The sequence below is a fragment of the Bacillota bacterium genome (assembly GCA_036504675.1).
Classification (GTDB): domain Bacteria; phylum Bacillota; class Sulfobacillia; order JAJYWN01; family JAJZPE01; genus DASXUT01.
The window spans coordinates 1-12,195 of the sequence record DASXUT010000040.1 but is presented as its reverse complement, the minus strand read 5'-3'; the positions used below and the strand labels follow the sequence as shown (position 1 = coordinate 12,195).

Annotated in this window: 7 protein-coding genes; all 7 read right to left on the bottom strand. The window is 67.8% G+C overall.

Going from position 1 to position 12,195, the window contains the following annotated elements; all coding sequences use genetic code 11:
• Window positions 1-113: 113 nt before the first annotated feature.
• Entirely contained in the window at window positions 114-2,399 is a 2,286-nt protein-coding gene (locus VGL40_03215) for a hypothetical protein (GenBank protein HEY3314278.1), read from the bottom strand.
• Complete coding sequence (locus VGL40_03210; GenBank protein HEY3314277.1) at window positions 2,396-4,165, bottom strand: DUF6531 domain-containing protein; 1,770 nt, start codon at window positions 4,163-4,165, stop codon at window positions 2,396-2,398. The genes VGL40_03215 and VGL40_03210 overlap by 4 nt, the downstream gene beginning before the upstream one ends.
• Window positions 4,166-4,407: 242 nt before the next feature.
• Window positions 4,408-6,828 carry an endonuclease MutS2 gene (locus tag VGL40_03205; protein ID HEY3314276.1) on the bottom strand — a complete coding sequence of 807 codons (2,421 nt, stop codon included), beginning with the start codon at window positions 6,826-6,828 and terminating at the stop codon, window positions 4,408-4,410.
• On the bottom strand, window positions 6,825-7,883 hold the full coding sequence (locus VGL40_03200) for a metalloenzyme (protein ID HEY3314275.1): 1,059 nt from the start codon (window positions 7,881-7,883) through the stop codon (window positions 6,825-6,827). Before VGL40_03200 ends, VGL40_03205 begins: the two co-directional genes overlap by 4 nt.
• A complete protein-coding gene (polX, locus tag VGL40_03195) occupies window positions 7,865-9,640 on the bottom strand; it encodes a DNA polymerase/3'-5' exonuclease PolX (GenBank protein HEY3314274.1) in 1,776 nt (591 codons plus the stop codon). The genes VGL40_03200 and polX overlap by 19 nt, the downstream gene beginning before the upstream one ends.
• 67 nt (window positions 9,641-9,707) lie before the next feature.
• Window positions 9,708-10,004, bottom strand: a complete 297-nt coding sequence (locus VGL40_03190; GenBank protein ID HEY3314273.1) for a cell division protein ZapA — start codon at window positions 10,002-10,004, stop codon at window positions 9,708-9,710.
• Between the two features lie 168 nt (window positions 10,005-10,172).
• Window positions 10,173-12,083, bottom strand: a complete 1,911-nt coding sequence (locus tag VGL40_03185) for an ABC-F family ATP-binding cassette domain-containing protein (protein HEY3314272.1) — start codon at window positions 12,081-12,083, stop codon at window positions 10,173-10,175.
• Window positions 12,084-12,195 lie beyond the last annotated feature (112 nt).

Here is a 12,195-nt window from a genome sequence, read left to right as displayed (position 1 = left end):
TCAACAGCCTGAGACCGGAACTCAGCCGGATACGGGGGATGGCTTCTTGGCATTGACCCCACCCTTCCTGGACTTCCCTACATCCCAAGTGTAGGGTTGTCCACGAAAGCGGGTCAAGTCCAGACCTCAACCAGGCGCCCGGTCGCATCGTAGATGTACTCGGTGGTCAGCCAACCGTCCTCTTCGGACTCGTCTGCGGCGGCCCGCTCATCGCCCGAGCCGTCGGCCATGGAGTCCGCCGAGCCCTTCCCCGCCCCCTTCCCATGAGATAACGGGTCGCCGTTCCCGCCCGAAGCTTCGTCGGTGCCCTCGGGCTTCCCTTCTTCTTCCTGGTCCTCCTCCTCCCCGCGGGGGCCCTCGGTGTAGACCAGGCGCCCGTTGGCGTCATACTCGTAGCTCGTGACGACAGGGCCCTTGTCGCCGGTCCGGGTGCTCGTTACGATCTGCCCGGCCGTGTCCACATCATAGGTCGTCTCGGAGATTTTGACGGTCCCGTCCTTACCATACTCGCCGCGCGCCTCGGAAACCAGGTTCCCGGCCGCGTCGTAGGCGTAGCGGTAGAACTCGCCGTTCGGCCGGACGGCCGAAACGAGGCGCCCGGCGGCGTCGTAGGCGTAGTTCGTCCGGTCGGTGTAGTCCTCGGTGACGCCGGACATCTGGCCCGCCGCGTCGTAGGTGTACAGGTAGCTGGAGGCAAGGTCGCCTTTAGGCTTGGCGTTCTCGATGAGGTTCAGGTTCCCGGCCGGGTCGTAGTAGTACGACGTCGTCAGGCCGTTAGGCCGGTTCAGCTTGACCGGGCGGTCCAGGTCGTCATAGGTGTAGGCGTAGGTCCCCTGGGCGCTGTGGACGGTCTCCAGGCGACCGAGTGTGTCGTAGCCGTACCTGGCGGTCTGACCCTCGGGATAGGTGACCGCGGTCACCGCGCCGGCCTGGTCGTACTCGTAGCCGACCTTCCGCCCCTCGGGGTCGGTCACCCCGGCCAGGCGGTAGAGGTCGTCGTAGGTGTAGAGGGTGACCCCGGTCGGGTCCTTCATCCACTGGGGCAGGCCGGCCTGGTCGTAGCCGTACGAGACGGAGGTCCCGTCGTCGTAGGCAATGTCGGTCAGCCAGCCGGCCGGGTTATAGGCGTAGGCGGTCATCGCCCCGTCGGGCGTGGTCTTGGCCGCCAGCCGCCCGTCGGGGGAATAACCGTAGGTCGTCTGGCGCCCTAGAGGATCGGCCACCCCGGTCAAGAGCCCGCGGGCGTCATAGGAGTAGCTGGTGACGGCGCCCCGCGGGTCGGCCGCCGTCCGCAGGCGGTCGCCCTCATCGTAGGACCGCTTCATGACCTGGCCGAGGGGATCGGTCTTGGCCAGGAGGCGGCCGGCCGGGTCATAGTCGTAGGTCGTCTTGCGGCCCAGCGGGTCGATGACGCTGGCCACGTTGCCGGCCTGGTCGTAGGCCGTCGTCCGGCGGTTCCCCAGCGGGTCGGCCGAGGCGGTCAACCGGTTGAGGGCGTCGTAGTCGTAGGTCCAGAGCTGTCGCGCCGGGTCGATCAGCCGGGTGACGTTACCGGCGGCGTCGCGCTCGACCCGGGTGACCCGGCCGAGCGGGTCGGTGGTCGAGGCGACGCCGTCGCGCCCGTCGTACTCGTAGACCGTCCACCCTCCGCGGATGTCCCTGGCCCGGCCCGCGCGGCCGGCCTGATCATACTCATAGGCGACCGTGGCCCCGGACGGGTAGGTCACCGTCAGCGGTCGATTGGCGGCGTCATAGGCGATGGCCGTCGCCAGGTCGTGGGCGTCGGTGGACCGGAGGATGTTACCTGCGATGTCATACTCGTAGCGGTTCGCGCCGCCGACGGCGTTCCTGGCCACGGTGACGTGGCCGGCCGCGTCGTACTCGAAGGAGCTTGTCCCGCCGGACGGGCTCCTGACCGCGGTCAGCCGGCCGTTGACGTCGTAGTCATAGTGGGTGATGGCCCCGGACGGGTCCTTGACGGCGGTGACCCATCCGTTAGCGTCGCGTTCGTAGGTCGTCGTGTTCCCGAGGGCGTCGGTCTCGGTGAGAACGTTGCCATTGAAGTCGTAGGTGTAGGAGGCGCCCCGCCCCACGGAGTCGTGGACCCGCGCCAGGGTGCCGTCGACGTTGTACTCATAGGTGACGACGTTCCCGCCCGGCAGGCTCTGCGAGGTCACCTGGCCCCGCCACTTGTAGGCCACGACGGTGACCCGGCCCAGCGCGTCGGTGACCTTGGTCGGCCGGCCGGCGGTGTCGTACTCATAGTGGGTTACGCCGCCGCGGGCGTCGGTCACCGTCTCCGGCAAGCCGACGGCGTTGTAGGTGAAGGCGGTCAGGGCGCCCTGGTCGTCCCAGATCCGCGTCAGTTGGTCGTTGGCGTCGTAGGTCAGGCGGGTCACGGCGCCCGACGGCTTTTGCACCCTGATGAGGTTGCCGCGGTGCGGATGATCGTCCGGCCGTCGGGCCCGACGATCTCGGTCATCTGGTCCCGGTCGTCGTATTTGTAGGTGGTCGCCTGGCCGTCGACGGAGATCACCTTGACCAGGTTGTCGACGTCGTCGTACCGGAAGGAGACCCTGCGCCCGGCGCTGTCGGTCACCGTGGTCAGGCGGGCGCGATCGTCATAGGTGAAGGCGAAGCCCCGTTCGGCCGAGTCCCGGACGGAGGCGACCCGCGAAAAGCCGGCGATCGTGGTCTGGCCGACCGTCAGGGTTCGGCCGTCCCTGTCGCGAATGGACGCCAGCCGGCCCGAACTGTCAAAGGCATAGGTCAGCCCGTCCTGGGTCCGCAGGGAATAGCGGCCGGCTCGGTCCCGGGCCAGAGTGTCAGCCACCCCGGGGGGCGGTTCGATGGTCCCGCCCACGAGGTGATAGTTGTCCCTCCGACCATCGGGGCGCGTGACGATAGCCAGGCCGGCCTGACGCAGGTCCAGGGCGTATTCAAAGCTGTGCTTCCAGCCGTTGCCCAGGGACCCGAAGAACGGGTCCAGGGAGTTGTAGTAGCGCTCAAAGGCCATCGGCAGCCGACCGTAGAGGACGAGGTCGGTCTCCGTATGAATGAAGTTGCCCGTCGCCGTGTTGATGGGGTCGGCCCAGAACCCGGAGGTATAGGACCCGCCCAGCGTCTGCTGGGCCGCGCTGGGTGCCAGGTCTCCGTCATACTTCTTGACCGGATCATAGAGGACATCGAGGGCGTTCGATTCGTCGGAGGAAATCCCGGCGGGGCTGGTCGCCACCGCGGTCAGGTGGTTGTAGCCTTCCTTCAGCGTCACCGAGGTTGACCACGACCCGCCACTGGGGCTCACGCTGGCCACGATCGACGAACCGTTCCGCAGGGTGACCAGAGCGACCGGCGTGCCGGTGGTCGAGACGGAGCCACGCACGGTCACCACCCGGTTTCCCGATGGGCTTTGGAGGCTCGTGGTGATGGCCGGGGCCGCCGGCTTGGGGATGTAGGTGAAAGAGGTGCTGGTCGTATCTCCAGGCACCCCGTCGGCGAACAGGTAGGCGGCCGTCACGACCACCGTCCCGCTGGCCGGCGGGGTGAAGGTGAAGACATAGCTGCCTCCCGACGGCGTGCTGGTCGACTGCTCAAGGGATCCGGCCCCACCCGCGCTGACGCTGATGCGGGCCCCCGTCACCGCCGGGACGTTGGAGGGGAAGCTGGGCACCGGTATCCACACCGTCTGGTACGGCGTATACAGTGGGTTACTCTGGAGCGTCATTCCTGACGGTGCGGGGTGCGGCGGGGGCGGGGGCGGCGGGGGCGGCTCGGGTGTTCCGGCACCCCTCTTGACCACCAACCCCGTTGAGCCCGAGTAGCCGCTCCATTGGTCGGCCGGGGCCACGGTTATCGTGTAGTAGCCATCAGGCCATTGTGGGAGTCCGATGATATAGCTATTGGTTCCAACATGACCGTAGGCTGGAAAGCTGTCGTTGACCGGTCCGGACACGCTGATCGTGGTCTGGTGGTCAATGGTGTCGTAGGACCACGAGACGACCAGGGCCTGCCCGGCCGTCGGGTCATACGGGTTTGGGCTGACGCTTACGCCCGTGGTCGCCTGCGGCGTGATTCCGCCTCCCGGTCGAGCCGCGAAGGCTGGGCCGGAGGTCATCAGCATGGCCACCACCACGAGGGCCGCAAGGATCCGGCGGCGGGACCGCATCACGCATCCCCCTTTTCCAGTCGGAGAGCCATTAATCTGAATCTTCACCCATCAATGAGTTCGCCTGGAAACTCCCTCCACTTTACGCCTTCCGTTTGACCCATATCGACATGGCTCGACACAATTGGGCTCATAGCTCGGGCAAAGAAGGACCCCGGCGGGCGTTCCGCCGGGGTCCGTCATCCTGTGTCGTTTCTAGGGTTATGTCAACCCGGTCTCCTGGCGCCGCTCAAGGTCGGCTCCTACCCCAGCTCGGCCACGGTCACCCCTTCCCCGCCCTCGTGCTGGTCACCGAGGCGGGCGGCCTTGACGGCCGGGTGAGACCGCAGGTGCGAACCAACGGCCTGGCGTAGCGCTCCCGTCCCCTTGCCGTGGATGACGAAGACCTTCTTCAGGCCGGCCAGGGAGACGTCGTCGAGGTACTTGTCGACGGCCTCGATGGCCTCCTCAACGGTCAGGCCGCGGAGGTCCAGTTCGTTTGAGATGGCCTGGGCCTTATCCGAGGCCATCTGGTTGATGTTGGTCCGCTCGGCGGCGCGGTCTTCGTCCTCCACTCTGACCAGGTCGCTCAGGGGGACGGTCGTCCGGATGACCCCGACCTGGATCCGGACCTTGCCGTCGGCGCCCGGCTCGGCCAACACCCGGGCCCGCTGGCGCAGACTGAAGGAGAAGACCATCTCGCCCGTCCTGAGGTCCCCCGGGCCCTTGCCCTCGGGGACCGGCTCGGCCGGGCCGGCCGTCTTCTCACGGACCTCGGTCTGGAGCTCGCGTAGCCGCTTCCGGGCCTCCTCGATGGCCCGCCCGCGGGCCTTCTCGTCGCCGGCGGCGGCCGCCGACCGCAGCCCCTTGAGGGCTTCATCGGCCTCGCGCTTGACCCTGGAGACCACCGACGAGGCCTCCTGCCGGGCCCGGTCGAGGATGTCCCGCTCCCTCTGGCGCAGGTCGCCCTCGCGCTTTTCGACCTCGCGGACCTTCTGCTCGGCCCGTTCCCTGAGGATCTGGGCGTCGCGGCGCTCGCGTTCCAGGATGACCTTGTCGGCCTGCATGTTGACGATGAGGTCCTCGACCTTCATCTCGTCCTGGGAGATGAAGCTCCTCGCCCGGTCGATGACCGGCTCGTCGAGGCCCAGCCGTTTGGCGATCTCGAAGGCGTTGGACCGGCCGGGCAACCCGACGATGAGCCGATAGGTCGGCCTCAGCGTCTCGACATCGAACTCGGCCGAGGCGTTGGCCACCCGCGGCCGGGAGTAGGCGAAGGCCTTCAACTCGCTGTAGTGGGTCGTGGCCGCCGTCTTGGCCCCCTTGGCGTGGAGGTGCTCGAGGATGGCCATGCCGAGGGCGGCCCCCTCAGTGGGATCCGTGCCGGCCCCCAGCTCGTCCAATAGGACCAGCGACTCGTCGTCGGCCTGCCGTAGGAGAGCGACGATGTTCCGCATGTGCGAGGAGAAGGTCGACAGGCTCTGCTCGATGCTCTGCTCGTCGCCGATGTCGCAGAAGACCTTGGCGAACACCGAGAGCTCGGTGCCGTCGGCGGCCGGGACGTGCAACCCGGCCTGGGCCATCAGGGTCAAAAGACCGATGGTCTTCAGGGTCACCGTCTTGCCGCCGGTGTTGGGCCCGGTGATGACCAGCGTATCGAAGTCCTTGCCCAGCGGGACGTCGATGGGGACGACCTCGCGCGGGGCGCCACCTTCGCCGGAGCCCCCGGCCCCGTCCGAGACCAGGCGGCGCAGCAGGAGTGGGTGCCGGCCGCCGTGGATCTCCAGCCGCCCGGTGGCGTTGAGGAATGGCTCGGTCGCCCTCATCTCCAGGCTCAGCTTGCCCTTGGCGAAGGCGAAATCGAGGCGGGCCATGAGCTCGAGGCTCGCCCGCAACGGCTCGGCCTCCCCGGCCAGCCTCGCCGTGAGCAAGCGGAGGATTCGCTGGACCTCGTCCCGCTCCCGGAGTTCCTCCTGGCGAAGGTCGTTGTTCAACTCGACCACGGCCATCGGTTCGATGAAGAGGGTCGCCCCGCTCGACGACTGGTCGTGGATGACCCCGCTGAACTGCCCGCGAAACTCCTGCTTGACCGGGACGACGTAGCGGTCGCCGCGGATGGTGATAATCGGGTCCTGAAGATACTTGGCGTGCTCGGCGGAGCGGATGATCGAGTCGAGCTTGTCCCGGATGCGCCCCTGAAGGGTCCGCCTGGCCCGTCTGATCCGGGCCAGTTCCGGACTGGCGTTGTCGGCCACCTCGCCCTGATCAGTGATGACCCGCTTGATCTCGGCCTCGAGGGCGTCGAAGACCCCGAGTCCGGCGGCCATCTCGGCTAGGACGGGCGCCTTCAGCCGGTCGTCGGCGAAGAAGCGTTTCAGGCGGCGGGAGGCGTGGATAGTGTCGGCGATCTCGAGGAACTCCGGCGGGGTGAGGAGGGCTCCCCGCTCAGCCTGACCGAGGTGCGGCCGGATGTCGTGCAGCCCGCCCAGGGGCACCGAGCTGAGCCGGGCCAGGACATCCCGGGCCTCGGTGGTCTCACTCTGCCAACGCCGGACCACGCCCACGTCGCCCGACGGGGCTAGGGCGGCGGCGATGTCGCGGCCGAGCGAACACGAGGCCTCATCGACCAGGTGTTCGCGGATTTTGTCGAATTCGAGGGCCCGGAGGATCCGTTCGTCCATCATCTGGCTGGAGTCTGCTCCTCTCGCCCGTCCGTGTGTCCCCCGCCGGCGCCGGCCAGGCCGGAGTCCAGCAGGCTCATCATCGCCGGGGCGACGTCGGTAATGGCCGCCACACAGGCGGTCAACGCCTCGCGGCCGGCGCCCATGGCAATCACCGGGACGGGGTTCCGGGTGTGGGTCTTGACGCTGAGATCCTCGATGTTCCCATGGTCGCTGGCCATGACGGCCAGGGAGTCATTGAGGGGAAAGTCGGCCAGGAAGGCCCCCAGGAAGTGATCGATCCGCTCGAGGACCATCACCGCCTGGTCCATGTCCTGGGCATGCCCGGCGAAGTCGGTCAGGAAGTGCTCAAACATCGAGACCTCGTGGTCGCGGGCGATGGCCGCGGCCCGCCGCCCGGCCGTCTCCGGGTCGATGACCGGCACCTCGAAGCCCCGGGCGATCAGCCACTCGTTGGTGATGTCGTGATAGACGGCGCGGCCGGCGAGGAGGTCGTCGACCGTCCGCAGGGGCAACCCCGCCCCGAGGGCGGTGACCGTCGAGGCCGATGGCTGCCGGCCGCCCGACTCGACGAGGTCGGTGTAGAAGCGGGTGAAGGCGTTGATGAAGGTGGCCCGAAGGCCGCGATCGACGGCCCGCCGCAGGAGCCCCTTCTCCTTGAGGACCTGGCTGAGGGCTTCGTTGGGATAGGCGTTGAGGTGGCGGCCGAGGAGGGCCGGGGCGTTGACTCCCGAGAAGAGGGCGGTCTGCCCGGTGGCGCTCTGGGGCAGACCGGGCACGCCCAGGCAAGCATCGGCCGGGACCATCGTCGCCGGTTCGGCCAAAATCGGCTCGGCCAGGCCGGCCAGGCCACTGAGGACCGGACGCCGCCCGCCGAGGAGCTTCTCCAAAGTCGGCAAATCAGCCGCCAGCACCGGGTTTTTGGCTGGGTCGTCCGGGCCGATCCCGAACCCATCAATGAAGAAGAGGAAGACGCGGCGCGGGGCCGGGGGCGGCGCGGCCGGCACCGGCGGAGCGGCCGGCCGGCCCGCCGCTTCCATCAACCCTTCTTGAGCCACTTGCGCACGTCCTCCCAGGGCTGGGCGTTGACCACGTCGGGCAGTTCGAGCCAAGCCCGCCTGGCGTTGTGAACCCCGAAGATCATCTCGTCGAGTCGCCGGGGGTCGTGGGCGTCGGTGTTGATGACCAGCTTCACCCCGAGCTCCTTGGCCCGCCGGGCGTTGAGGTCCGACAGGTCGAGGCGGTCGGGCGAGGCGCTCATCTCCAGGAAGGTCCCCGTCTCCCGGGCTCCCTCGATGACCTTCTCGAGGTCGATCTCGTAGGGTTCACGCCGTCCGATGAGACGGCCGGTGGGGTGCCCGATCGAGTCGACGTGGGGGTTCTTCATCGCCTGGCGAACCCGCTCGGTCATCTGCTCGATGGTCTGACGGAAGCCGCTGTGAACCGAAGCGGTGACGAAATCCAGTTCCCGGAGGGCGTCGTCGGGGAGGTCCAGGCGGCCGTCTGGGAGGATGTCGACTTCGCTGGCGGCCAGCAGCCGGAAATCCTGGCCATCGTGGTCCCGGTTGTAGGCGGCGATCTCGGCGCCCTGCAGCCGCAAGCGCTCGGCGTCGAGACCGCGGGCGAAGGCCAACGACTTGGTGTGGTCGCTGATGGCCAGATACTCGCGACCGCGGTTGCGGGCGGCCTCGGCCATCACGGTGATGGTCGTCGTACCATCGCTCCAATTGGTATGGGTGTGAAGGTCGCCCCGGATGTCCTTCTGCTCGATAAGGTGAGGCAGGCACCCCTGTTCGGCGGCCTCGATCTCCCCGCGGTCCTCGCGCAGCTCCGGCTCGATGAAGGGCAGGCCAAGTAGCTTGTAGAGGTCCTCTTCGCTGCCGACGTGGAGCTTCTCCCCGCCCCCGCCGGGCGGCGGGTTGTCCTCGGAAACGGCCTCTTCGTCGGCCACCTGGAAGACCCCGTACTCGTTGATCTTCAGGTCCATCTTGCGGGCCATCCCGCGGAGTCTGACGTTGTGCGGCTGGGACCCGGTGAAGTGGTGCAGCGAGGTGTAGAAGTCCTCGGCGGGCAGGACCCGGAGGTCGACGTGGACCCCGCCAAGGGCGATCACACTGGCCTTGGTTTCCCCCGCCCCGGTCACCGCGGTGACCTCGGGGAGCTTCGTGAACTCCCGGATCACCCGGCCCGGGTCTTCGGAGGAGGCCACCAGGTCGATGTCGCCGACCGTGTCCCGCCAGCGGCGAAGGCTGCCGGCCATCTCCACCCGCTCGACCTCCGGCAGGATACGCAGGCGGTCGACCATCGATTGGGCCAGGGGCCGGGCGCTCCACATCGGAATTCGGCCGTGCGACCGCTTCAGCCTCTCGATCCCGTCGATGATGTTCTGCTCGGTCTTGGGGCCGATCTTGGACAGGCCCTGGAGTCGGCCGGCCCGCGCCGCCGCCTCCAGTTCGGCCAGGCTCTGGAGCTTCAGGTCGTGGTAGACCCGGGCCACGGTCTTGGCCCCGACCCCCGGCACCCGGAGCATCTCCAGGAGCCCGGCGGGGAACTCGCGCCGTAACTCCTCTAGGTAGGCGCAGGTGCCCTTGGCGAGGCCCTCCTCGATCTTGCCGGCCAAGGCCTCGCCGATGCCGGGAAGCTCGGTCAGGCGGTCCTCAGCCGCGATGGTCTCGATGTCCTCGGTCAGGCCCTCGATGGTCCGGGCGGCGCGTTCGTAGGCCCGCACCTTGAAGGAATCGGCCTTGTCGCCCCCCTTGATCGCCAGCAGTTCAGCGATCTCCTCGAACATTCCGGCGACGACGGCATTCTTCAACCCCTCACCCCCAACCACAAAAAGAAACGCGGGGCGACAACCCGCCCCCCGCCTTCGGAGTCTCGCCTCACTCGTTGGCCCTGCGGTCTTTCCGCCGTTCCCATTCCTGCTCGTACATCTCAGTCAAGCGATCGTGCTGTTCCTTCAGCTTCTGCAACTCGTCGGCCATCAGCAGGGCGGCCATCACCGCCACCCGGCTGACCGACAGGCGCGGGTGGGTCTCCGACACCTGGCGCATCTTGCGATCCACGCTGGCGGCCAGCTCCTGCAGGTACTCCGGCCGTCCCGCGCCTTTGATGGGGTATTCTTCCCCAAAGATGTTGACCACGACCCGAGTTCGATCATCGATGGGCTCTCTGCTCATGACTGGCGGAGGCCTCCTTCGGCGAAGGTTGCCTATTAGGTAGTCCTTCGTCCCCCTGGGGGCGATTTCCTTCCTGAAGGGCGCCTCGAAAGCAGGAGCGCGACGCATGGCGGCGCCCGCGGGGGACCTCCGCGCCATGCGCGGCCTGGCCCGAGACCCCATCCCCGGCTACCGCTGAATCAACTCTTCCCACCGCTTGTAGGCCTGGTCAAGCTCCAGCATGAGCTGTTCATAGCGGCGCATGGTCTCCCGGACCTCGTGGCCGTCGCGGCGGTAGAAGCCCGGGTCGCCCATGGTCTTGTCGAGAGCGGCCTTCTCCTTCTCGAGGGCGAGGATGGTCAGCTCGAGGTCTTTTCCCTCCCGTTCGCGTCGGCCGCCGCCGCGCCCCGGGCGCGGCCTGTCGAATTCTTCGTGGCGGGGCGCCGTCCTGGGAGCCAGTGCCGCCCCGGCGCCGCTCGCCTGAGCCGCCATCTGCTTCGCCTTCTCCATCCGGTAGGTGGTGTAGTTGCCGCGGTACTGGGCGATGCGACCCCCGTCGATATCGAAGACCCTCGTCGCCAACCGGTCGATGAAGTAGCGGTCATGACTGACGACGACGATCGTCCCGGGGTAGTCCTTGAGGGCTTCCTCCAGGACTTCCTTGGATTCAAGGTCCAGGTGATTGGTGGGTTCGTCGAGGACCAGCGCGTTGGCCCGGCCGAGGACCAGCTTGGCCAGGTACAGCCGGCTGCGCTCGCCGCCGCTGAGGGTCCCGACGAGCTTATGGACCTCCTCCCCGCGGAACAGAAAGCGCCCCAAGTAGCTTCGGGCCTGGCCGGGCAGGAAGTCGCCGCAGCCCATGATCTCATCGAGGACGGTCTTGGCGTCGTCGAGGTCGTCGAGGTCCTGAGAGAAATAACCGACCTCGACCCCGCCGCCCCAGACGGCCTGCCCGGCCGTGGGCTCGATCATCCCCATGGCGATCTTGAGGAGGGTGGTCTTGCCCGTGCCGTTCTTGCCGATCAGGGCGACCCGGTCGCCGCGCACGACCGTCGCGTCGACCCCGCGGAACAGTTCGCGCCCGGGGTAGCCCTTGGCCAACCCACGTAGCTTGAGGACCTCGCGGCCGCCGGTCTCGGCCACGTTGAAGTGGAGCTTCATCGTCACCGTCGAGCGCGGACGGCCGATCGGCTCGACCTTGGCCAGTCGCTTCTCAACGCTCTTGGCCAGGGTCGACCGGGTGCCGGCCTTCCACTTGGCGATGAAGAACTTCATCTCGGCGACTTCCTCTTGCTGGCGCCGGTATTCGGTCTCCTGCCGCCGCCTCCGCTCGTCGCGCTGGGCCACGTAGGAACTGAAGTTGCCGGTGTACTGCTCGGCCCCGCCCTCATCGAGCTCGATGATCTTCTGGGCGACGGAGTCGAGGAAGTAGCGGTCGTGGGAGACGATGAGGATGCCCCCCGGGAAATGCGACAGGTACTCCTCGAGCCACTCGGCCGCCTGGATGTCCAGATGGTTGGTGGGTTCGTCGAGGAGCAGCAGGTCCGGCCGCCCCAGGAGCAGTCTGGCCAGAAAGGCCCGGGTCTTCTGGCCCCCCGAGAGGGCCCCCATCGGCAGCCCGCCCTCCTCGGGGGCGAAGCCCAGGCCGCCCAGGGTGACCTTGACTTCGGCGGCATAGTCGTATCCGCCGGCTGCCTCGAACTCGTGGGTCAACCGGGTATAGCGGGCCATCACTTTTTCCAACCGCTCGGGGTCGGCGACGACGTCCGGTCGGCTCATCTCCGCTTCGACCGCCCGGAGTTCATCCTCCTTGCGCCGGAGGGGGTCAAAGACCCGACCCACCTCTTCCGACAGCGACCTCTCGGGGTCGAAGGTCGCCTCCTGCTCGAGGTAACCGAGGCGGCAACCGTGGGCGATGGCGATCTCCCCGGAGTCCGCTTCTTCCTGCCCCATGATCAGGCGCAAGAGGGTGGTCTTGCCCACGCCGTTGCGGCCGACCAGGCCGACCCGCTCCCCGCGGCCGATGGCGAAGCTGATGTGATCGAGGACCCGTTGAGCCCCGAAGTACTTGCTGACGTCCTTGACGGTCAGGATGGACATGAAAAAACCTCCCCGTGCGTTCGGCTCGGCTCTAGCCTCGCCTTCCGTGGGAGGTGGACTCGTCCGCGGCGATGTGAAGAGGCCGCGGGCATGGTCGGCCCGCGGCCATTCG

What these genes read in the sequence shown, in the direction of transcription:
- VGL40_03210 (HEY3314277.1), bottom strand. Translation starts at nt 4,165, where the DNA reads ATGCGGTCCCGCCGCCGGATCCTTGCGGCCCTCGTGGTGGTGGCCATG.
- VGL40_03205 (HEY3314276.1), bottom strand. Translation starts at nt 6,828, where the DNA reads ATGATGGACGAACGGATCCTCCGGGCCCTCGAATTCGACAAAATCCGC.
- VGL40_03190 (HEY3314273.1), bottom strand. Translation starts at nt 10,004, where the DNA reads ATGAGCAGAGAGCCCATCGATGATCGAACTCGGGTCGTGGTCAACATC.
- VGL40_03185 (HEY3314272.1), bottom strand. Translation starts at nt 12,083, where the DNA reads ATGTCCATCCTGACCGTCAAGGACGTCAGCAAGTACTTCGGGGCTCAA.